This is a genomic window from Nonomuraea spiralis, from assembly GCF_014648435.1.
GTDB lineage: Bacteria > Actinomycetota > Actinomycetes > Streptosporangiales > Streptosporangiaceae > Nonomuraea > Nonomuraea spiralis.
Genome location: NZ_BMRC01000001.1, coordinates 413058 through 433111, shown reverse-complemented (window position 1 = coordinate 433111; position 20054 = coordinate 413058). Strand labels below are relative to the sequence as shown.

At 72.3% G+C, this 20054-nt stretch carries 21 protein-coding genes; 5 read left to right on the top strand and 16 right to left on the bottom strand.

The features are described 5' to 3' along the window. Positions 1-110 precede the first annotated feature (110 nt). From IEZ27_RS01960 to IEZ27_RS01940, 5 genes are all read right to left on the bottom strand, one after another. Positions 111-581 carry a bifunctional nuclease family protein gene (locus tag IEZ27_RS01960; protein WP_090771501.1) on the bottom strand — a complete coding sequence of 157 codons (471 nt, stop codon included), beginning with the start codon at positions 579-581 and terminating at the stop codon, positions 111-113. A gap of 136 nt (positions 582-717) precedes the next feature. Further along, on the bottom strand, positions 718-1371 hold the full coding sequence (ftsR, locus tag IEZ27_RS01955; RefSeq protein ID WP_189645585.1) for a transcriptional regulator FtsR: 654 nt from the start codon (positions 1369-1371) through the stop codon (positions 718-720). Positions 1372-1435: 64 nt separating this feature from the next. Continuing rightward, a complete protein-coding gene (locus tag IEZ27_RS01950) occupies positions 1436-1948 on the bottom strand; it encodes an FHA domain-containing protein (protein WP_125637451.1) in 513 nt (170 codons plus the stop codon). A 262-nt stretch (positions 1949-2210) separates the two neighbouring features. Beyond that, a complete protein-coding gene (locus IEZ27_RS01945) occupies positions 2211-4715 on the bottom strand; it encodes a mannose-1-phosphate guanyltransferase (protein ID WP_189645584.1) in 2505 nt (834 codons plus the stop codon). 3 nt (positions 4716-4718) lie between these two features. Then, positions 4719-5300: a CDP-alcohol phosphatidyltransferase family protein gene (locus IEZ27_RS01940; protein WP_125637453.1), complete on the bottom strand. Its 582-nt coding sequence runs from the start codon at positions 5298-5300 to the stop codon at positions 4719-4721. A gap of 179 nt (positions 5301-5479) precedes the next feature. On the opposite strand from IEZ27_RS01940, the gene IEZ27_RS01935 reads away from it, so the two are divergent. After that, positions 5480-7117 (top strand): aspartate-alanine antiporter-like transporter, encoded by a 1638-nt coding sequence (locus tag IEZ27_RS01935; protein ID WP_189645583.1) that lies wholly within the window; start codon positions 5480-5482, stop codon positions 7115-7117. A gap of 4 nt (positions 7118-7121) precedes the next feature. Here IEZ27_RS01935 and IEZ27_RS01930 read toward each other — a convergent pair whose 3' ends face one another. The 5 genes from IEZ27_RS01930 to IEZ27_RS01910 form a co-directional block, all read right to left on the bottom strand. Next, on the bottom strand, positions 7122-7868 hold the full coding sequence (locus IEZ27_RS01930) for a GNAT family N-acetyltransferase (protein ID WP_189645582.1): 747 nt from the start codon (positions 7866-7868) through the stop codon (positions 7122-7124). After that, on the bottom strand, positions 7861-8451 hold the full coding sequence (locus IEZ27_RS01925; protein WP_189645581.1) for a phosphoribosylanthranilate isomerase: 591 nt from the start codon (positions 8449-8451) through the stop codon (positions 7861-7863). The genes IEZ27_RS01930 and IEZ27_RS01925 overlap by 8 nt, the downstream gene beginning before the upstream one ends. Before the next feature lie 10 nt (positions 8452-8461). Further along, a complete protein-coding gene (locus IEZ27_RS01920; RefSeq protein ID WP_229823081.1) occupies positions 8462-8881 on the bottom strand; it encodes a hypothetical protein in 420 nt (139 codons plus the stop codon). A 63-nt stretch (positions 8882-8944) separates the two neighbouring features. Further along, entirely contained in the window at positions 8945-9643 is a 699-nt protein-coding gene (locus IEZ27_RS01915; protein WP_189645580.1) for a response regulator, read from the bottom strand. Next, positions 9640-11232, bottom strand: a complete 1593-nt coding sequence (locus tag IEZ27_RS01910) for a sensor histidine kinase (protein WP_229823079.1) — start codon at positions 11230-11232, stop codon at positions 9640-9642. Before IEZ27_RS01910 ends, IEZ27_RS01915 begins: the two co-directional genes overlap by 4 nt. A 128-nt stretch (positions 11233-11360) precedes the next feature. Between IEZ27_RS01910 and IEZ27_RS01905 the strand changes: the two genes are divergently transcribed. Together IEZ27_RS01905 and IEZ27_RS01900 are read left to right on the top strand one after the other, a co-directional pair. After that, positions 11361-11951 (top strand): class I SAM-dependent methyltransferase, encoded by a 591-nt coding sequence (locus tag IEZ27_RS01905; protein WP_189645579.1) that lies wholly within the window; start codon positions 11361-11363, stop codon positions 11949-11951. A 26-nt stretch (positions 11952-11977) separates the two neighbouring features. Further along, on the top strand, positions 11978-13159 hold the full coding sequence (locus IEZ27_RS01900; protein ID WP_189645578.1) for an acyl-CoA dehydrogenase family protein: 1182 nt from the start codon (positions 11978-11980) through the stop codon (positions 13157-13159). A gap of 4 nt (positions 13160-13163) precedes the next feature. Here the strand turns inward: IEZ27_RS01900 and IEZ27_RS01895 are convergent, their stop codons facing one another. The 5 genes from IEZ27_RS01895 to IEZ27_RS01875 all read right to left on the bottom strand — a co-directional run bounded on the left by IEZ27_RS01895 (position 13164) and on the right by IEZ27_RS01875 (position 16600). Beyond that, complete coding sequence (locus tag IEZ27_RS01895; protein ID WP_189645577.1) at positions 13164-13715, bottom strand: hemerythrin domain-containing protein; 552 nt, start codon at positions 13713-13715, stop codon at positions 13164-13166. A gap of 57 nt (positions 13716-13772) precedes the next feature. Continuing rightward, complete coding sequence (locus IEZ27_RS01890) at positions 13773-14552, bottom strand: enoyl-CoA hydratase/isomerase family protein (protein WP_189645576.1); 780 nt, start codon at positions 14550-14552, stop codon at positions 13773-13775. Beyond that, entirely contained in the window at positions 14549-15463 is a 915-nt protein-coding gene (locus IEZ27_RS01885; protein ID WP_189645575.1) for an alpha/beta hydrolase, read from the bottom strand. Before IEZ27_RS01885 ends, IEZ27_RS01890 begins: the two co-directional genes overlap by 4 nt. A gap of 9 nt (positions 15464-15472) precedes the next feature. Continuing rightward, the gene (locus IEZ27_RS01880) at positions 15473-16159 is read right to left on the bottom strand and encodes a gamma-glutamyl-gamma-aminobutyrate hydrolase family protein (RefSeq protein ID WP_189645574.1); all 687 of its coding nucleotides are present in this window, start codon (positions 16157-16159) and stop codon (positions 15473-15475) included. Between the two features lie 150 nt (positions 16160-16309). Continuing rightward, the gene (locus IEZ27_RS01875) at positions 16310-16600 is read right to left on the bottom strand and encodes a hypothetical protein (protein ID WP_125637464.1); all 291 of its coding nucleotides are present in this window, start codon (positions 16598-16600) and stop codon (positions 16310-16312) included. Positions 16601-16863: 263 nt separating this feature from the next. On the opposite strand from IEZ27_RS01875, the gene IEZ27_RS01870 reads away from it, so the two are divergent. Then, the gene (locus IEZ27_RS01870) at positions 16864-17982 is read left to right on the top strand and encodes a globin domain-containing protein (protein WP_189645573.1); all 1119 of its coding nucleotides are present in this window, start codon (positions 16864-16866) and stop codon (positions 17980-17982) included. A gap of 4 nt (positions 17983-17986) precedes the next feature. Here IEZ27_RS01870 and IEZ27_RS01865 read toward each other — a convergent pair whose 3' ends face one another. Next, positions 17987-18799: a helix-turn-helix domain-containing protein gene (locus tag IEZ27_RS01865; protein ID WP_189645572.1), complete on the bottom strand. Its 813-nt coding sequence runs from the start codon at positions 18797-18799 to the stop codon at positions 17987-17989. Positions 18800-18973: 174 nt separating this feature from the next. Between IEZ27_RS01865 and IEZ27_RS01860 the strand changes: the two genes are divergently transcribed. Next, complete coding sequence (locus tag IEZ27_RS01860) at positions 18974-20053, top strand: WD40/YVTN/BNR-like repeat-containing protein (protein WP_189645571.1); 1080 nt, start codon at positions 18974-18976, stop codon at positions 20051-20053. The last annotated feature ends 1 nt before the right edge of the window (position 20054 follow it).

Genomic DNA, 20054 nt, shown 5'->3' with positions numbered 1-20054 from the left:
TGGGGGTTCGTAAAGGGCGACCACGGGTTTCACTTGCACCGTAGGACCGTGACCATGCCCAGTCAACGATCCGGCTCGGCGCGTCGTGAAGCGTAAATGCACTGAAATACCTACCCCGCCCTGCCGAAGTCCTCGGGAGTGATCGTGTCAAGGAACTCCCTGAACTTCTCCACCTCGTCCTCCTGGTCGTCAGGAATGATCACACCGGCCTCCTGGACCACCTCTTCGCTGGCGAAGATGCGGGCGCCGGTGCGCAGGGCGAGGGCAATCGAGTCGGACGGCCTGGCGCTGACCTCCACACCGTTGGAGAACACCAGGTCGGCGAAGAAGATGCCGTCACGCAGAGCCACGATGTTGACCGCGCGCAGCCCGACGCCGAGCGCGCTCAGCACGTCCCTGAACAGGTCGTGGGTGAGCGGCCTGGGCGGCGGCTCCTCGGCCTGGGCAAGGGCGATGGCGGTCGCCTCCGTCATGCCGATCCAGATCGGAAGGAACCGTTCCCCGTGTGCCTCCTTGAGCAAGACGATCGGCTGATTTGTGGGCATTTCTACTCGAACGCCCACGACCTCCATCTGCAACACGGGCTGCTCCGTATTCGACCGGCCGGTTGCCCGGCACAGCTGTGGACTGGGTCGCTTCTGCTGACACGCTTGTGCATTTCAACGTAACACCCGTCGGGCCTGGAATGTGCCCCGGCCTTCCAGCTCTGTGCTGCCCTCAGCGGCCGAGCACAGACCTCACGCCGCTGCGTACGAGCGAGGCGTGCAGGTCGAGCAGGAGCGTCGACAACTCCCTCGCCGCCTCGTCGGCCTCGCCGATGGCGCCGGGGGCACGCCGCTTGAGAATGGGCGCGACGGCCTGCTCGACCAGCCCGCACTCACGCTCGGCCGCGGCCTTGACCGCGCGCAGATGGCGGGCGTGCAGGCCGAAGCGGCGCAGGGCGCCGACGCTGCGCGCGACCTTGAGCGCCTCCTCGTCGTAGCGCCTGGCCACGGGGGCCAGCAGGCCGTAGTCCTCCAGCTCGGCGAGGGTCTCCTCGTCGATGCCGGCGGCCTCCAGCAGCTCGGCCCGGCTGAACCGGATCTCCTGCGCCTGCTGCACCGCGCGCGGGAGGCCGAAGCTCTCGGCCATCCTGTCCTTGATCACCCGCAGCGGCAGGTAGTGGTCACGCTGCTCGGTCAGGATGAAGCGCAGCTGCTCGACGTGCAGGTGGGTGAACTTGCGGTAGCCGGAGGGGCTGCGCTCCGGCTCGATCAGCCCCTCGCCCTCCAAGAAGCGGATCTTGGAGACGGTGACGTCGGGGAACTCGCCCTGCAGCAGGGCGAGCACCTCCCCGATGCTCATGTGCGAGCGTGCCGCCTGGGAGCTCATGCCACCGCCTCCGATGGCACGAGTGACAGGGATGCCGTGTGCACGGGTCGCCCGCTCCGCTCACTCATGCGCCGGCGTTGACCCTCATCAGGAAGACGAGGCGGAACTTGCCGATCTGCACCTCGTCTCCGGAGTGCAAGGGGACCTCCTCGATGCGCTCCCGGTTGACGTAGGTGCCGTTGAGGCTGCCGACGTCGCGCACGGAGAACTGGCCGCCGCGATGGCGGTAGAACTCGACGTGGCGGCGGGAGACGGTGATGTCGTCGAGGAAGATGTCGCTCTCCGGGTGGCGCCCGGTCGTGGTGAGGTCCTTGTCGAGCCGGAACCGGCTCCCCTGGTTGGGCCCCCTGGTCACCGAGAGCAACGCCGTGCCGGGCGGGAGCTGTTCGACCAGCGCCCGTTCGGCCAGGAGCATGTCGCCTGTCTCAGCCTCGTACGCCTCGATTCCCGCGACCGAGATCGTCGACGTGGTGTCCCCGGAGACCTCGGGTCTGGTCAACGGTGACCCACAGCGGGAACAGAAACGGGCATCCTCGGGGTTGGCGTGCCCGCACTGCGTGCAGTAGACGCTCGGCATCGATCGGCTCGGCCTCCTACCGCGAAGACGCGGCGACGGTGCTCGGGGCGCGCCTGCCTTCGCTCTTCAAGTTTGCGAATGCCGCAACTTACGCTGATCAGCGGCAAAGGTCAAGGCGGGGCACTGGACTGGTGGTTCGGACGCTGACAAAGTTACCGCCGCTCCCGCCCCGTGGTCCATGCCGCCGCGCGTTTCTACATTACGATCTTGCGGCACTCCGCGCGCACATCGCGGGCAACGGATTTTCCGCTACTCTACGTGATCAGATGGCTGCCCGCTCGACGATGCGGGCCCATCGTTCGAGCAGAGCCTGCGCGCCGTCCATGTCGGGGGCCTCGGCCCACAGTTCGGTCACCGGTTCGGCGGCGGCGGGCAGCACCAGCACCCACGACCCGTCGTCGCGGGCCACCCGCACGCCGTCGGTGGTGTCGACGCGCCAGCCGCCCGGCTCGGCCTCGGCCGCCTCGATGACCGAGCGCATGACCGCGCCCTTGGCCGCCCACTGGGTGGGGACGCTGCGCCTGAGCAGCTTGACCTCGGGGATCCTGGCGTCGATCTGGCTGAGCGTCAGCCGGGTGCGGGCCACCAGGCCGAGCAGGCGCATGAACGCGGCCAGGCCGTCGATGGCCGGGCTGAACTCGGGCACGACGAACCCGCCGCGCCCGTCGGCCGCGAAGATCATGTCAGGGCCGGCGACGGCGGAGGTGAGGGCGTCGAGCGAGGTGGAGGTCCACTCCACCTGGACGCCGTGGAAGCGGCAGACCTGCTCGGCGACCCGGGTGGTGGTGACCGGCAGGGCCACCCGGCCGCTTCTGCGCTCGGCCGCCACCAGGTCGAGCACGACGAGCAGGGCACGTTCCTCGCTGATGAGCCGGCCGGTCTCGTTCACCAGCGCGATGCGTTCGCCGACCGGGTCGAAGCGTACGCCGAACGCCGCCCGCGAGGAGCTGACCAGCTCCGACAGGCGTTGCAGGTCGCGGCGGCGCTCGGCCAGCGTCTCGGTGGGCGAGACGTCGTTCAGCCGGGCGTTGACGGTCAGCACCTCGACGCCGGCGCGGCTGAGCAACGTGGGCATCACCAGGGAGGAGGTGCCGCCGGCGCAGTCGACCACGACCTTCATGTCCTTGACGCCGGTCACGCCGATGGTGCGCATCAGCTCGTGGGTGTAGCCCTCGACGGCCCTGGCCGGGTAGTGCAGCTCGGCGATCTCGCCGGGGAAGGCCCGCCGGTACTCCTGGCGGGAGAAGACCCGCTCCAGCTTGCGCTGGGCGGCCGGGGGCAGGTCGGCGCCGCGGTCGTCCATGATGACGATGTCGACGCTCTGCGGGTCGCCGGGCGTGGTGCGCAGCGCGATGCCGCCGGCGGCCGACTCGCGGGCGGTGTGGAAGCGGGCCACGGGCAGCGGCGCGGCCTCCAGGTCCAGGACGTTGATCGCGGCGGCGGTCAGCGCGCCGATCACGGCCCGCTTGAGCGCCCTGGCGGCCAGGGAGCAGTCGCGGGAGGTGACCACGTAGGCGCCCTTGCGCAGGGTGGTGGCGTACGCGCCGGCCAGGCGGACGCACAGCTCGGCGGTGATCTCGACGTTGACCAGGCCGCTGACGCCCCGGGGGCCGAACAGGTTGCGCTGGCCGCGCGACTCCCAGATGACGCTGGTGTTGACGACCGCGCCGGCCTCGACGGTCTTGAACGGGTAGACCCTGACGCCGCTGGAGACGTACGCCTCGGCCTCGATGACGCATTCGTCGCCGATGACGGCGTCCTCCTCGACGCGGGCGCCGGCCATGACGTCGGTGCTCTTGCCGATCACGCAGCCGCGCAGGTGGGCGCCGGGGCCGAGGTAGACGTTGTCGTGGACGATCGCGCGGTGCAGGAAGGCGCCCTCGCGCACGACCGCGTTGTTGCCGAGCACGGTGTACTCGCGCAGTTCGGCGCCCGCCTCCACCTTGGCGTAGTCGCCGATCAGCAGCGGGCCCTTGAGTACGGCGTCGGGGTCGACCGTGGCCGAGTCGGCCACCCACACGCCCGGGGAGAGCTCGAAGCCGCCGATGTCGAGCGCGACCCGGCCCGACAGCGCGTCGGCGTGGGCCTTGAGGTAGCTGGCGTGGGTGCCGACGTCCTCCCAGTAGCCGCCGGCGACGTAGCCGTAGATGGGGGCGCCGCGTTCCAGGAGGGCGGGGAAGACGTCTGACGACCAGTCGACCGGTTCGCCGGCGGCCACGGCGTCGAGCACCTCGGGCTCCATGACGTAGATGCCGGTGTTGACGGTGTCGGAGAAGACCTGGCCCCAGGTGGGCTTCTCCAGGAAGCGCTGAACGCGGCCGCCCTCGCCGAGGATGATGATCCCGAATTCGAGCGGGTTGGGGACGCGTTTCAGACCGATGGTGACAAGAGCCGAATTTTCGCGATGGAACCGGATCATGTCGGATAAGTCGATATCGGTGAGGGCGTCGCCGGAGATGACCACGAAGCGGTCGTCGCGCAGGCGGGCGGCGGCGTTCTTGACGCTGCCGGCGGTGCCGAGGGGAAGGTCCTCGGTGGCGTACTGGAGGTTCATGCCCAGCTCGTCGCCGTCGCCGAAGTAGTTGCGCACGAGGGCGGCGAGGAACTGCAGGGTGACGACCGTGTCGGTGATGCCGTGGCGTTTGAGCAGGCGGAGCACGTGCTCCATGATCGGGCGGTTGACCACGGGAAGCAGAGGCTTGGGCTGGTTGGCGGTCATCGGACGCAGCCGAGTCCCCTCCCCGCCCGCCATGACGACCGCCTTCACCGATCACTCCTTCGAGGTCGCGGTTACGAGTTGGCGGACCTGCACCACGTAGAGGATCCCCGCCCACCAATACAGGCCGGTTCCCCAGAGCGCGAAGGCCCACCCGACAATTCGCGCTATATCGGCATACCACCCGGTGTGGGAGGCCAGGAAGAGGAGAGGGAAGGCGTACATGAGATTGAACATGGCGGCCTTGCCCAGGAAATGCACTTGAAGTGCCTTATATCCGTGTTTGCGAAGTACGGGGAAGGAACAGGCGACGAAGATCTCCCGCGCCACGATGACGGCCACCAGCCACCACGGGATGACCTCCCGCAGGAGCAGCGCCAGGATGGTGGCGAACACGTACAGCTTGTCGGCCGCCGGATCGATGACCCGGCCGAGCTTGCTGGTCTGGTTGAACGCGCGAGCGATCTTGCCGTCGAGCCAGTCGGTGAACCCGGCCACGATCAGGATGGCGATGGCCCAGCCGTCCGCCCGGGGACCGAGCACCAGCCAGAGGAACACGGGCACACCCAGCAGGCGCAGGAAGCTCAGCAGGTTGGGAACCGTCCAGATCCGGTCCTCGGCGGAAGTTTCGCTCACGCAGAGACCCTACTGCGTGGAACTCCGGCACAGTCGCCCCCACCGCTGACGAACCCCCACGGGCCCCCACGGGCGCCCGGGGCGGCCTCGGTGAGCGGGGGTTTCGCCGCCCCGCGGGCCGGGAAGGGGCTGGGTGATCGATCCCCCCTGCGGTGCCGGCCTGGGCATGGGGGGATCGGATGTGGCCCTGGGAGTCCGACGTGCTGCGGGACGCGCCGGAGGTCGCGCTGTTCCTCTGCCTGGCCCTCGGGTTCGCCCTGGGCAGGATCAGGTTCCGCGGGGTCGCGGTCGGCGGGGTGGCGGGCACCCTCGCCGCGGCGCTCGCCGTCGGGTTGCTGGCCGGGGGCGTCACGGTCCACCCCCAGGTACGCGTGATCGCCTTCGCGGTGTTCGCCTTCACCTTCGGCTACACCCTCGGGCCCGCCTTCTTCGCGGCCTTCGCCGGGCCGAACCTGCGCTACGTCTGGTTCACGGTCATCGAGGTCGTGGGCGCGCTGGCGGCCGCGGCGCTCGTCGCGGACGTGCTCGGGCTCGACCCGGCGACCACGGCGGGCCTGGTGGCGGGGGCGGCGGCGGGACCGGTGGCGCTGGGCACGTCGGCCGACGCGTTGCAGGCGGCCGGGATCGGGTCGGCGCAGGGCGCGCTCGGGCCCGCGTACGTCCTGTCGTACCTCTTCGCCCTGGTCACGATCGCGCTGCTGACGAGCAGGGCCGCGCCCGCGGTGCTGCGGTTCGACCCGGCGGAGGCGGCCGCGGCGCTGTGGCGGCGGCTGGACGGCGAGGAGGAGACGCCGCCCCCGGCGGTGCTGGGCCGGGCCCACCAGGTCACCACCGGCGAGGGCAGGACGGTCGCGCAGGCCGAGATCGCGATGGGCACCCGCGTCTCGGTGGAACGGCTGCGCAGGAACGGCCGCCCGATCGCGTTCGGCCCGGACACGCTGCTGGAACGGGACGACGAGGCCGTGGTCGTCGGCGTACGCCAGGACGTGGTGAACGCGTGCGCCGTCATCGGGCCCGAGGTGCCCGGCGGGCGGGAGCTGGACCTGGACCTGGAGGTGGCCGACGTGATGCTCGCGGGCCGGCCCCCGGCGACCGTGCGGGCCCTGCGCGCGGGGTTGTCCGGCCAGGGCGTGCAGGACCTGCACGTGTGCGAGGTGACCCGGGTGGGGTGCCGGTTGCCGGTCCGGCCGGGGACGCCGCTGTACGCCGGGGACGTGGTGCGGGTGACCGGCATCAAGCGGGACGTGGACCGGGCCGCGGCCTGGCTCGGGGCGCGGGCGGACGCGGGGAGGCGGGCCGACGTCGTCTACCTGTCCGCCGGGCTCGTGGCGGGACTGGTGGCGGGGCTGGCGGGCGGGCTCACGGTGTCGGTGGGCTGCCTGCTGGCGGGGCTGGTGTTCGGGCGCGTACGGGCGGGCCGGGCCCGCTTCGGGCAGTACGACGCCGGTGCGGCGCGGGTGGTGGGCGAGCTGGCGCTGGGCGTGTTCGTGGCGGCGCTCGGGTTGTCGGCGGGACCGGCGGCCGTGGAACTGGTGGGGCGGCACGGCTGGCAGGTGGCGCTGGGCGCCGTCGCGGCGGCCGCCGTGCCCGTGGTGATCTCGCTGGCGATGGCGGCCAAGCTGATGATGTTGCCGCCGCCGCTGGTGCTGGGCGCGGTGACCGGCCAGCACGGCCTGAGCGCGATCCTGGGCGCGGTGCGCCGGATGTCGGGGAACGGGACGCCGCTGCTGGCGTACACGGTGGTGCACGCGCTGTCGGGGGCCGTGCTGGCGCTGCTGGGGCCGGCCGCGGTGGCGCTGGCCCGCTGGGTGGGGTGAGAGGTCAGGTGCGCAGGAAGGCGTGGGTGCGGCCCAGGGGGACGAAGCCGAGGCGGGCGTAGAACTCGCGCGGCCAGTCGGCGGCGTCGGCGACCAGGAAGGTCAGCTCGGCGTCGGCCGTCTCGGCGAGCAGCGCGGTCATCAGGGCGCGGGCGTGACCCTGGCCCCGGTGGCGCTCGCCGGTGTAGACGTTCTCGATCTGGGCGACGCCGTCGTGCACGTAGAGGTCGGCGCGGGCGGCGACCTGGCCGCCGGGGGCGCGTACGGCCCGGAACTCGACCCGGTCGGCGCCGGCCGTACGGGTCGCGGCGCGCGCGGCGAGCCCTTCGACCACCTGCTCCGAGGCGTGCGGCAGCGACTCGCGCCACTCGGCGCGCAGCACGGGCAGCAGCTCCTCCAGGCCGAGCCGCTGGGCGGGCGCGGACGCGGCCGGGCGGACGCCGTGGAAGGCCATGACGAGGTTGGTGTCGTGCTCGTAGCCGGCGGCGGCGAACGCGGGCCGGAACTCCTGGCCCAGCCGGTCGTCGTCGACGCACACCAGGCGGTGGCCGAGCCCGGCGAGCGTCTCCTCGGCCGCGGCCAGCGCAGCCCCGGGGCGGCCGCTCTCGACGATCAGCCTGTTGTCGTCGTGGGACATCGGGTAACGCTCGTCGAGCACCGCGAAACCGCCCGGGACGGGCAGCACGGCCGGCGACTTGCGGCGGGCGAAGGCGTGCTGGAAGGCGATGGCCCGGCCCAGCTCGTCAGCCATGGCGGGCCGCGCGCAGGAAGGCTCTGATCAGGGCGGAGTCCTTGACCCCGGGCGCGGTCTCGACGCCGCTGGACACGTCGACCCCCCACGGGCCGGCCGCCTCGACGGCCTCGGCCACGTTCGACGGGTCGAGCCCGCCGGCCAGCATCCACCGGCCGGAGGGGCGGCCGCGCACCGCCGCCCAGTCCCAGGGCTCCCCCGAGCCGGGACGGGGCGCGTCGACGATGAGCAGGTCTTCGTCGTAGGCGCCGCACCGCAGGTCGGCCGAGGCGTCGACGGCGCGTACGAGCGGGCGGCCGAGGTCCTTGAGCGCGGTGAAGTCGGCGTGGGGGTGCCGGCCGTGGAGCTGGACGGCGCGTACGCCGGAGGCCAGCGCCGCCTCCCTGACCGTCTGCGGGTCCTCCCCCCTGAAGACGCCCACGGTCAGCACGTGGGCCGGGACCGCCGCGGCCAGCTCGGCCGCCCGCTCCGGCGTCACCCTGCGCGGGCTCCGGGTCAGCACGAACCCGATGGCGTCGGCGCCGGCCTCGACGGCGGCCTCGACGTGCTCGGGCTCGCTCAACCCGCAGATCTTCACATACACACCTCAGACCTTAGCGGCGCCTGGCGGCCGAAGGCGACCACGACCAGATCAGCAGCGCCCCGATGAGGCCGAACAGCAGCACCCCGTTGGGCAGGTGGGCGCCCAGCCACAGCCAGGTGACGTGCTGGAGCGCGCCGACGACGAACAGCGCGACGCTGGCCCACACCGGCCAGCCGGCGCCGCGTCCGGGCCGCCAGACCAGGACGGCCAGCACGATCTGCACGAGCGCCACCAGGTGCACGACCATGCCCGCCATGACGTGCGTCTCGGACAGCGCCCCGCCGCCCGCCGCCACCGCCTGGCCGGCGAACGAGGCGGCCACGAGCAGCGCGGCGGCCTGGGCGATGATGACGATGCGCAGGCTGTGGAGCAGCCCGCCCGGCACCTGTCGTGCCGTGCCGGGGCGCGGCATGACCTGGGTCTCCCCCATGATGTGGATCCTTTCTGCGAAGCGAAGGACCCATATCGTGTCGGGGGCGGCCGCGGACGGTCGTCAGCCTGCGGGATGACCCCCCGCTCCCCCACGTGGCGGACGGACCGGGCGGAAGGCGGCGTCCACGAGACCGGCGCGGTGGGCGACCACGGCGGCCTGGATGCGGTTGCGCAGGCCGAGCTTGTCCATGGCGGCGGCGATGTGGGTCTTCACGGTGGTCACGCCCACGTGCAGCTCCTCGGCGATCTCGGCGTTGGACAGGCCGGTGCCGACCAGGGCCAGGACCTCCAGCTCGCGTTCGGTCAGCCCGGACGGCGGCGGCGCGGCGGCCTGCTCCTCGGCGGCGAGGAACCGTTCGACGACCCGGCGCAGCACCGAGGGGGCCAGCAGCTGCTCGCCCGTCGCGGCCCGGCGTACGGCGTCGACCATGCGTTCGGGCTCGTCGTCCTTGACCAGGAAGCCGACGGCGCCGGCGCGCAGGGCGGCGTGGACGTCGGCGTCCTCGGCGAACGTGGTGAGCACGACGATGCGGGCCCCCGGACGGGCCGCGAGCACCCGCCTGATCGCCTCCAGGCCGTCGACCCGGGGCATGCGCAGGTCCATGAGGATGACGTCGGGGACGTGGCGTTCGGCCAGGCGTACGGCCTCGGCGCCGTCCTCGGCCTCGCCCACGACCTCCATGTCGCCCGCCGCCTGCAGCAACATGCGTACGCCCGCGCGTACCAGCGCCTGGTCGTCGGCCACCAGGACCCGGATCACGCGGCGATCCTGGCGGGCAGGCTGGCCAGCAGCAGCCAGCCGCCCTCTCCGTCGGGACCGGCGCTCAGGGTGCCGCCCAGCGCGCGTACGCGCTCGCGCATGCCCGCCAGGCCGCGGCCGGAGGAGGGCAGGCGTTCGATGACGGTGGGCGGGCGGCCGTTGCGGATCTCGATGGCCAGCCCTTCCTGGGCGGGGGCCACGATGACGCGGACCCGGGTGCCGGGTCCGGCGTGTTTGAGCACGTTGGTGAGACCTTCCTGGACGATGCGCGCGGCGGAGGCGCGGGCGATGAGCGGGGCGCGGTCGCTGGCCGGGTCGAGGTCGAGGTCGACGACGAGGCCGGCGGCGGCCATGCGTTCGGCGGACTCGCGGACCACGTCGGCGGGGTTGGCCAGCAGGTCGGGGCCGCGGTCGGGGTCGCGCAGCAGGTCGAGCAGGTCGCGCAGGTCCTGCAGCACCTGGTGGCCGGTCTCGCGGATGTCGGACAGCGCGTCGGCGACCGGCCCGTCGGGCGCGGTGTAGCGGGCGGCGCTGGCGCGCAGCACCATGGCGCCGACGTGGTGGGCCACGATGTCGTGCACGTCGCGGGCGATGCGCTCGCGCTCGGCGAGCTGGTCGGCGCGCACCTGGGCGACCGCGAGCCGGGCCGACTCCTCGGCGCGCAGGCGTTCGGCGGCGGACGCGGCCTGCCGCATGCCGAGGTAGCGGCCGATCGCGATGGGCGTGGCCACCAGGGTCATCAGCACGCCGACGCGGAAGGGGGTGATCTCGGTGCCGTCGCCGACGACGGCGATCGCGGTCAGCAGGCACCCGGTGAGGTACGCGGCGGCCGTCCAGGCCCAGGAGTCGACGCGCATCGCGAAGACGCCGATGGCGATGAGCGTGAGGATCACGCAGGTGTTGACGGCGTCGTTCAGATAGGTGTCGGCGGAGATGAGCAGCACGCCCTGCAGCAGGAAGACCAGGCCGGGCAGGCGCCGGGCGACGCCGAGCGACAACCCGCCGACCACGGCGAGCAGGCCGATCACCCATACGGGCTGGGCGCCGCCGTGCCATGTGGTCCAGGTGCTGAGTACGGTGATCGCCACGCCGCCGGCGGCCAGCAGCGCGTCGGGCGTGACGTCGCGCTCCTCCAGCCGGTCGGCCGAGCTGCGCAGGTAGGCGCCGAGCACGGTGGGGAAGGTGGGCAGCAGCACCGAGTACATCCAGGTGTTGCCGGTCATCGCGATGCCGGGGTCGGCGATGTTGACCGCGGTGGCCATCACGGTGGCGCCCACGCCGAGGAGGGCGGGCTTCCAGGCGACGCGGAAGCCGACCACGCCGAGCGCGACGCAGATGAGGATCTGCGCGGTGTTGGAGGTGTAGGAGCCGAGCTGGTCGCTGATGACGAGGAAGGCGGCCAGGTAGAGGGTGACGGGCAGCGGCCATCGCCGTACGAGCCCCATGGGCAGGCCCACCAGCAGGGCCATGGGGATGTTCATCGCCGCCGGCAGATACGCGGTGTCGCCCGCGTGGGCCGTCGTCAACAGGTCAAGGCCCACGCCCGAGATCGCGAGCAGGGCATCGAGCGGCACACCACGCCAACGCATGGACTCACGCTATCCACCCGCCGCCGATACCTGATCCTCCGCTGGGAGGACCCCGCCTCCTCCTACTGGCCGCGGATCCGTCCAGACGGCGGACCGCGGAGGGTGATCTTCCCGGTACGTTCGGGGCCATGTCCAACGACACCGCACTGTTTCTCGGCCAGTTCCTGCGCGCCCCCACCGTGATCGGCGCCGTCGCCCCCAGTTCGCGCCGGCTGGCCGCGGCCGTCTGCGCGCCGGTCCCGGAGCGCGGCGAGCCGACCGTGGTGGAGCTCGGCCCGGGCACGGGCCCGTTCACGGCGGAGATCCAGCAGCGGCTCGCCGGGCGCGGCCACCACCTGGCCGTCGAGGTGAACGGACGGCTCGCGGGACTGCTCGCGGCGCGTTTCCCCGGTGTGGACGTGGCGCACGCCGACGCGGCGCGCCTGGGCGAGCTGCTGGGCGAGCGCGGGCTGAGCCACGCCGACGTCGTGGTGAGCGGCCTGCCGTGGGCGGCCTTCCCGACGGAGCTGCAGCACGAGCTGCTGGACGCGGTGACGTCGGTGATGAGCCCCGGCGCGGCCTTCACCACCTTCTCCTACATCCACGCCATCCCGCTCAGCTCGGCCCGGCGGTTCCGTGGGCTGCTGGCCGAGCGGTTCGAGGAGGTCGTGCCCGGACGTACGGTCTGGCGCAACACTCCCCCGGCCTTCGTGTTCCACGCCCGCAGACCTCGACCCTGAACAGAACGAGATTCTACGATGGTGTGATGGATTTCACCCTTCCCGAGAGCGCCCAGGCCGTCCAGCGCGGCGTCGCCGAGATCTGCGCCCGCTACGACCTCGACTACTGGCAGCGGTGCGAGAGCGACAAGCGGTGGCCGGAGGAGGTCTGGGCCGACCTGGCCAAGGGCGGCTGGCTGGGCCTGGCCGTGCCGGAGGAGTACGGCGGGGGCGGGCAGGGACTGCTGGAGCTCGCGGTGGCCACCGAAGCGCTGTCGTCCTCGGGCGCGGCGGGCGGCTCGGCCTTCACGTACGTGCTCACCCCCGGCTTCGGCGCGCTCACCGTGGCCCGGCACGGCACCGCCGAGCAGCGGGCCGAGCTGCTGCCCCGGCTGGCCACGGGTGAGATCGAGACGTGCTTCGCCCTGACCGAGCCGGACGCCGGCTCCAACTCCCTGGCGATCGCCACCTCCGCCCGCCGCGACGGCGGCGACTACGTGCTCAACGGGCAGAAGATCTGGATCACCGGCGTGCAGCGGGCCACCTGGATGTTGCTGGTGACCAGGACCGTCCCGGCGGCCGAGGCCAGGCCGCGCACCCACGGGCTGACCGTGTTCCTGGTGAACGTGCCCGAGGCGGTCGCCGCCGGGCAGCTGTCCTACCGGCCGATCCCCAAGATGGGCGCGAACACGACGCCGTCCAACATGGTGTTCGTCGACAACCTGCGGGTGCCGGCCGCGAACGTGGTCGGCGAGGTGGACGGCGGCGCGGCCGTGTTGTGGGACATCCTCAACCCCGAGCGGGTGCTGCTGGCCGCCTCCGCGCTCGGCGGCGCCGAGGTGGCGCTGCGGGTGGCCGTCGGCTACGCCAAGGAACGCGAGGTGTTCGGCCGCCCGATCGGCGCCAACCAGGCCATCGCGTTCCCGCTGGCGCAGGTCAAGGCCAAGATCGAGCTGGCGCGGCTGATGCTCTACAAGGCGGCCTGGTCCTTCGACCGGCGCCTGCCGTGCGGCACCGAGGCCAACATCGCCAAGCTGACCGCCTCCCAGGCCGCGTGGGAGGCGGCAGACGCCGCGTTCCAGACGCACGGCGGCATGGCGTACTCGCTGGAGTACCCGGTGGCCAGGTTGCTGGCCGACGCCCGTATCGGGAGGGTCGCGCCCGTGACCGAGGAGCTTCTGCTCAACTACCTCGCTACACAGGTGCTCGGGTTGCCCCGGAGCTTCTGAGCCCTCAGGCCCTGCCCATCGCCTTGCGGATCACGTCACGGGCCCTGTCCATGATCGCGACGGGCGGCCCGGCGAGCAGGTTCTTCGGCGCGGTCTCGACGCCGGCGTGCGGATGCGTGGGCGCGATCGCCTCGGCGGCCTTGACGCCGAGCGCCATCGCGTGCCGTTCCCTCTCGCCGGCGGCCCGCCTCAGCGTGGGGAACTCCTCGCGTTCCTCGGCCTCGGCGTGCTCGACGACGGCCTTGCGCAGGGTGGCCAGGTTGGCCGCGAACTGCGGGTCGTCGACGCCTGCCCGCTCCATCTGGGTGAGCATGTCCTTGGCCGCGTTCTCCTCGGCCAGTCTCTCGTCCACCAGGTCGTCGCCGTGGCCGGCCTTGCGGCGCGCGTACGGGTGGACGATCTCCTCCTCCGCTGTCTCGTGGACGGCCAGCAGGCGCACCAGCCTCTGGAAAGCCGCTGCTTTGTCCTCGGGGGCGGCGTTCTCGACCTCCGTGAACAGGCTCCTGATCCTCTCGTGCTGGCGCACCAGCAGGTCGACCACATCGTCGTCGGTCATGACCCTGCGCCTACCCGAGGCCGGGACCGGCACACCCGCCCGGTACGACCGCCCGGCTCAGCCGAACGCGGGGGGCCGCTTCTCGCGCACCGCGCGCACGCCCTCGACCACGTCTGGGCCGGTGAAGCCGAGGAACTCCATGGCCAGCGAGGCGTCGAAGGCGGGGCCGGCCAGGCGCAGCCAGTTGTTGAGCGAGTACTTGGTCAGCCTGATCGCCTCCTGGGAGCCCTGGGCGAGGCGGACCGCGATCTCCATGGCCTTGTCGTGCACCTGGTCGTCCTCGACGCACAGACTGACCAGGCCCATGCGCTCGGCCTGCTCGCCGGTGACGGGCTCGCACAGCAGCAGGTGGTACTTGGCCTTGGCCATGCCGCACAACAACGGCCAGATGATCGCGGCGTGGTCGCCGGCGGCGACGCCGAGCCGGGTGTGGCCGTCGATGATCCGGGCCGTACGGCCGGCGACCGAGATGTCGGCCAGCAGCGCCACGGCGAGCCCGGCGCCCACGGCCGGCCCCTGGACGGCCGAGACGATCGGCTTGGAGCAGTTGAGCACGTTGTAGACGATGTCGCGGGCCTCGGCGAACACCCGCATCCGGGTGGCGTGGTCGCGGGTCATCTCCTCGATCATGGACAGGTCGCCGCCGGCCGAGAACGCCGTGCCCTCGCCCCTGACGACGATCGCCCTGACGGAGTCGTCGCGGTCGGCCTCGCGCCAGACCTCGCTCAGCTCGCGGTGGCCGGTCATGTCGACGGCGTTGAGCCGGCCCGGCTCGCTGATCGTGACGCGCAGCACGCCCTCGGCCGGGGTGTCGAGCTTGAGTTTGTCGAAGGTCACAGATGCTCCCGCAGGCGCTCGGCGATGTACTGCCTTGCCTCGGCCGCCTGGTCGAACAGGCCGGGCAGGCCGAAGAATCCGTGGACGGCGCCGTCGAAGCGGCGGGCCTCCACCGGCACGCCGGCGTCGGCCAGGCGGCGGGCGTAGTGCTCGCCCTCGTCCCTGAGCACGTCGTACTCGGCGGTGAGGACGGTGGCGGGCGGCAGGCCGGTCAGGTCGGGCAGCCGCAGCGGGCTCAGCAGCGGGTCCGCCGGGTCGGCGCCGGGCGCGTACCGGGCGGCGAACCAGGCCATCTCGGCGGCGTCGAGCCCGTAGCCCTTGGCGTAGGCGCGGTAGCTCGGGGTGTCCATGGCCACGTCGAGCACCGGGTAGACCAGCGCCTGGTGGGCCAGCCGGATGCCGGACCCGGCGGCCCGCCAGGCGGCGACGGCGGCGAGGTTGCCGCCCGCGCTGTCGCCGACCACGGCCACGCTGCCGTTGCTCTGGTAGAAGGCGGGCCTGGCGAAGACGTCGCGTACGACGGTCCAGGCGTCGTCGGCGGCGGCCGGGAAGGGGTGCTCGGGGGCCAGCCGGTAGTCGGCCGAGACCACCACGGCGCCGGTGCGCACGGCCAGGTCGCGGCCGACGGCGTCGTTGCGTCTGACGCTGCCGAAGACCCAGCCGCCGCCGTGGAAGTAGACGACGACGGGCAGCAGGCCGTCGCCGGGGTCGGCGCGGTAGATCCGGATCGGCACCTCGCCGGCGAGCTCGTCGCGGACGAACGGGAGCTTGGGGAGCGGGCCTCTGTAGGCCGCGAAGCCGTCCTGCGCGCGCATCTCCTGGATCGTGGCCAGGTCGAGCGTGGCCAGGTCGGTGTTGAGATCCGACGGGTAGAGGGCGACGTAGTCCCGCGCCTGGGGGTGCAGCGGCATGATCGCAGCCTAGCGGGCCGCCTCGACGAACGCATGGAAGAGCCGATTGTCGGTGGCGCGTTCGGGATGCCACTGGACGCCGACGCCGAACCGGTGGCCCTGGAGCTCGACGCCCTCGACGATCTGGTCGTCGGCCCAGGCCACCGCGAGCAGGCCGCTGCCCAGGCGGCGTACGGACTGGTGGTGCGGGGCGACCGCCTCGACGTGGTCGCCCACGGCCTTGCCGAGCCTGCTCGACGCGCTCACCTGGATGTTGTGGGCCGCGCCGGGCTCGCCGTGGCGTGCGTGGCCGAGCACCTCGGGCAGCCACGGGATCAGGGTGCCGCCCTGGGCGACGTTGAGCACGTGCATGCCGCGCGCGATCGCCAGGATCGGCAGGTCGGCCGCGATCGCGGCCCTGGCCAGGGCCAGCTCGAACCGGTCGCGGTGGGCCTGCGGCTCGGCCGCGCGTTCGTCCTGCTCGCCGCCGTAGGTGCCGGCGGCCAGGTCGACGCCCCCGGCCAGTACGACGCCGGACAGGCCGCCGACGTAGTCGCCGATGCCGTGCGGGCCCAGCGGCGGCAGCACCACCGGCGCGCCCCCGGCCCGCTCGATCGCCTTGGCGTAGGAGGGCGGTGACACCACGGCCTCGCGTACCCAGTCGCCCCAGCGGGCGGCTTCGAGGTAGGCGGTGATGCCGATCAGCGGTCGGGACATGCGGACTCCAGGGGGCACGGCGGAGCGCGTGCCGCCACCAGCCGGTCACCGGCGACGGCCGCAGTGCCCATCATGGCGCACACCGTTTCCCTTATGTCACCCCTCCCACAGATGTCCTCCCACCGGTGTCCTCCCACCGGTGGGGACGCCTCAGGGCAGGCGCGCGGAGGTCTCGGCGGTGAGCTGGGTGAGGACGGAGGCGGCGCCGGGGCCGGTGTCGACCAGTTCGTCCAGGCGGGCCCGCCAGGCGCCGGCCTCGGCGTAGAAGGCGTCGGCCTCGGCCTGGAGGCGCAGCCGGGTCTGGCAGAGCTGGAGCTGGTACATGAGCCCGAGGTAGTGGCCGACCGCGTCGCTGAGCCACCAGTAGGCGTCCGTGGTCGCGGCCGAGACGAACGTGTGGGCGCCTTCCCAGGCCACCCGCCTGGGATGGAGGACTGCCATGGCCGGATGCTACGCCCCCGCCGGGCGGCGGGAAAAGCCGGAAAAGGGGAAAACAAACATTAATTGTATTCGCATTCGGCTTTCAACAACTTCATCCCACAATTCGGGTGAATCGGTTGTGCCGTGTCAGAGGTGGTGTAAGACTCATTTTCGAGCGGGCGGGATGTGCCGGGGCACACCGCGCGTTCGCGACCCGGAGCCGTCAGGAGGTGGACGACGCGGCCGGAATCGACTTTCCGGCCCAATGGGGTGGGGTTGAGTGCATGTCGTTGAATCCGCGCCTGGTGAAGGAGAGCTTCTCGCTCGTCGAGCCCGTGGCCGACAAGGCGACCGCGTACTTCTACGGGCGGCTGTTCGCCGAGAGCCCGCACCTGCGAGGGATGTTTCCGCCCGCCATGGACGTCCAGCGCGACCGGCTGTTCCGCGCGCTGACCCGGGTCGTGTGGAGCCTGGACAGCCCGGACGGCCTGGCCGCCCATCTCGGGCAGCTCGGCAGGGACCATCGCAAGTACGGCGTGCTCGCCGAGCACTACACCGCGGTCGGCAACGCCCTGCTGGCCACGATCCGGCGCTTCGCCGCCGAGATCTGGAACGACGAGATCGAGGCCGCGTGGGTGGCGGCGTACACGGCGGCGGCCGATCTGATGATCGGGTCGGCCGAGTCCGACGCGGGGGTCTCGCCGGCGTGGTGGCTGGCCGAGGTCGTCGACCACGAGCTGCGCCGTCCCGACATCGCGGTGGTCACGCTGCGGCCGGAGCAGCGGCTGCCGTACACGGCGGGCCAGTACGTCACCGTGCAGACCGCGCGCTGGCCGCGGGTGTGGCGCACGTTCTCGATCGCCAACGCGCCGCGCCCGGACAACACGATCAGGCTGCACGTGCGCTCGGTGCCGGGCGGCTGGGTGTCCACGGCGCTGACCAGGCACACCAGGATCGGCGACACGCTCATGCTCGGGCCGCCGATGGGCACGATGACGCCGTGCGAGCACAGCACCCGCGACGTGCTGTGCGTGGCCGGCGGCACGGGGCTGGCCCCGCTGAAGGCGATCGTCGAGCACGTCATCGCCTCGGGCCACCGGCCCAGGATCCACCTGCTGCACGGCGCGCGCACCGCGGCCGAGCTGTACGACCTGCCCGACCTGCTGCGGATGCAGGAGTCCTTCCCCTGGCTCCAGGTCCTGCCGGTGGTCTCCGGCGACCCCTCCTACGACGGGATGCGCGGGCACCTGCCGGAGGTGACCCGGCGCTTCCGCTCCTGGTCCGAGCACGACGTGTACGTGTGCGGCCCGGCCGACATGGTGGAGGAGACCGTACTCCGGCTGCGGGACGACGGCGTGCCGCTGCCCCGCATCCACCGCGACGTCGTCCGGGGGGGACACTGAGCCGCTAGGAGGCCGCCGGGGCGGGCCGGCCGAAGGCGGCGGCGGTCTCCTCGTCGGCCGGCCAGAACGTCTCGATGGCCAGCTCCGAGACGGTCACGTCCATGGGCGTGCCGAACGTGGCGATGGTGGTGAACATCGACAACACCCGGTCGCCGGCGGCTATGCGCAGCGGCAGCAGGATGTCGCCGGGGCCGGGCACGTGGGCGACGTTGAGCTCCACGCCCGGGTAGGTGTAGGCGGCCAGCTCGTCGTGCAGCTCGGCCAGGCGGCCGTCGGCCGACGCCTCGGCCTGCCTGCGGAGCTGGTGCAGGAGATAGGCGCGCACCTCGGCCAGGTTCAGCAGCCGGCCGCCCATGGCGTCGGGGTGCAGCGACAGCCGCATGACGTTGACCGGCTCGGCCAGCAGTTCGGCGGGCACGCCGTCCATGAACATCGCCGCCGCCGAGTTGGCCGCCACCAGGTTCCAGGCCGCGTCCACGACCAGCGCCGGGTACGGCTCGTGCCCGGCCAGGATCTTCTCCAGCGCCTGGCGTACGACGGCCATCTCCGGGGCGCCGACCTCGCGCTCGGGGAAGAGCGGCGCGAACCCGGCCGCGACCAGCAGCCTGTTGCGGTGGCGCAGCGGCACGTCCAGCTCCTCGGCCAGTTTCATCACCATCTCGCGGCTCGGCCGGGCGCGTCCGGTCTCCAGGAAGCTGACGTGCCGCGCGGAGACGTCCGCCTCGATCGCCAGGTCGAGCTGGCTCACGCGGCGTCGCTGCCGCCACGACCGCAACAAATCCCCAAAAGTCTCATCTTGTACGGCTAGTGCTCCCATGTCGGAGAACTTACCGGGAGCAGGGAAGCATCACGATTACCTCCCTGGTAATGCGCACCCGTTTCGGCCGCCCGCCCCAGGACGGGCCGGACGCACTGCGGCAAATCTCCCAGTGCTCGGCACCGCCGCCGCCCGCGTGGCACGATGGCGGCAAGCGAACATGGGAGCGAAGCAATGAGTGACGCAGTGCTCGCGATCGGCACCCGCAAGGGCCTGTTCCTCGCCCGCTCGGCGGACGGCGGCCCGTTCGAGATCCAGCCGATCCAGTTCTCCACGGTCGCGGTGCCCTCGGTGGCCATCGACACCCGCGGCGCCACACCTCGCCTGCTGGCCGGCATCGAATACGGCCATTTCGGTCCGTCAGTGATGTATTCAGATGACCTCGGGGCAACCTGGGGCGAGGCGCCTCAACCGCCCATCGCGTTCCCCGACAAGACCGAGACGACGCTGACCCGGGTGTGGCAGCTCACGCCCTCGCCGTCGGAGCCGGGCGTCGTGTGGGCCGGTGTGGAGCCGGCCGCGTTGTTCCGCTCGGAGGACCACGGCGTCACCTACCGGCTGGTCGAGGGCCTGTGGGACCATCCCCACCGGCCGAGCTGGCACCCGGGCGGCGGCGGGCTGTGCCTGCACACGATCGTCCCCCATCCCACCGACCCCGAGGTCATGGGCATCGCGGTCTCGGCCGCCGGCTTCTACCGCACCCGCGACGGCGGCATGTCGTGGGAGGCGGCCAACCAGGGCATCCGGGCGCCGTTCCTGCCGGAGGGGCAGCAGTATCCCGAGTTCGGGCACTGTGTGCACAAGGTCTGCATCGACCCCGCCAAGCCCGAGCGGCTCTACCTCCAGCACCACTTCGGCGTCTACCGCAGCGACGACTTCGGCGGGAGCTGGCACGACATCGGCTCCGCCCTGCCCTCCGACTTCGGCTTCCCGATCGTGGTCCACCCGTCCCGCCCCGACACGATCTTCGTACTGCCGCTGACGGCCGACGTCGACCGCACCCCGGTCGGCCACCGCTACCGGGTCTGCCGCAGCCAGGACGCCGGCGCGACCTGGGAGGAGCTGGGCGAGGGCCTGCCCGAGGGCCCGGTCCACGCCACCGTGCTGCGCGACGCGATGACCGCCTCCCCGGCCGGGTTGTTCTTCGGCACCCGCGACGGCGAGGTCCACTGCTCGCGCGACGACGGCGAGAGCTGGTCGCTGGTCGGCCGCCATCTGCCCGACGTGCTGAGCGTGCGCGCGGCGGTGCTCTAAC

Excerpts from the sequence above, each read along its gene's own strand:
- IEZ27_RS01935 (WP_189645583.1), top strand. The coding sequence starts at position 5,480 with ATGTGGCCCTGGGAGTCCGACGTGCTGCGGGACGCGCCGGAGGTCGCG.
- IEZ27_RS01885 (WP_189645575.1), bottom strand. The coding sequence starts at position 15,463 with ATGCCGCTGCACCCCCAGGCGCGGGACTACGTCGCCCTCTACCCGTCG.
- IEZ27_RS01920 (WP_229823081.1), bottom strand. The coding sequence starts at position 8,881 with ATGGGGGAGACCCAGGTCATGCCGCGCCCCGGCACGGCACGACAGGTG.
- IEZ27_RS01880 (WP_189645574.1), bottom strand. The coding sequence starts at position 16,159 with ATGTCCCGACCGCTGATCGGCATCACCGCCTACCTCGAAGCCGCCCGC.
- ftsR (WP_189645585.1), bottom strand. The coding sequence starts at position 1,371 with ATGAGCTCCCAGGCGGCACGCTCGCACATGAGCATCGGGGAGGTGCTC.
- IEZ27_RS01950 (WP_125637451.1), bottom strand. The coding sequence starts at position 1,948 with ATGCCGAGCGTCTACTGCACGCAGTGCGGGCACGCCAACCCCGAGGAT.
- IEZ27_RS01905 (WP_189645579.1), top strand. The coding sequence starts at position 11,361 with ATGTCCAACGACACCGCACTGTTTCTCGGCCAGTTCCTGCGCGCCCCC.
- IEZ27_RS01860 (WP_189645571.1), top strand. The coding sequence starts at position 18,974 with ATGAGTGACGCAGTGCTCGCGATCGGCACCCGCAAGGGCCTGTTCCTC.
- IEZ27_RS01910 (WP_229823079.1), bottom strand. The coding sequence starts at position 11,232 with ATGCGTTGGCGTGGTGTGCCGCTCGATGCCCTGCTCGCGATCTCGGGC.
- IEZ27_RS01875 (WP_125637464.1), bottom strand. The coding sequence starts at position 16,600 with ATGGCAGTCCTCCATCCCAGGCGGGTGGCCTGGGAAGGCGCCCACACG.
- IEZ27_RS01930 (WP_189645582.1), bottom strand. The coding sequence starts at position 7,868 with ATGGCTGACGAGCTGGGCCGGGCCATCGCCTTCCAGCACGCCTTCGCC.
- IEZ27_RS01865 (WP_189645572.1), bottom strand. The coding sequence starts at position 18,799 with ATGGGAGCACTAGCCGTACAAGATGAGACTTTTGGGGATTTGTTGCGG.
- IEZ27_RS01895 (WP_189645577.1), bottom strand. The coding sequence starts at position 13,715 with ATGACCGACGACGATGTGGTCGACCTGCTGGTGCGCCAGCACGAGAGG.
- IEZ27_RS01900 (WP_189645578.1), top strand. The coding sequence starts at position 11,978 with ATGGATTTCACCCTTCCCGAGAGCGCCCAGGCCGTCCAGCGCGGCGTC.
- IEZ27_RS01870 (WP_189645573.1), top strand. The coding sequence starts at position 16,864 with ATGTCGTTGAATCCGCGCCTGGTGAAGGAGAGCTTCTCGCTCGTCGAG.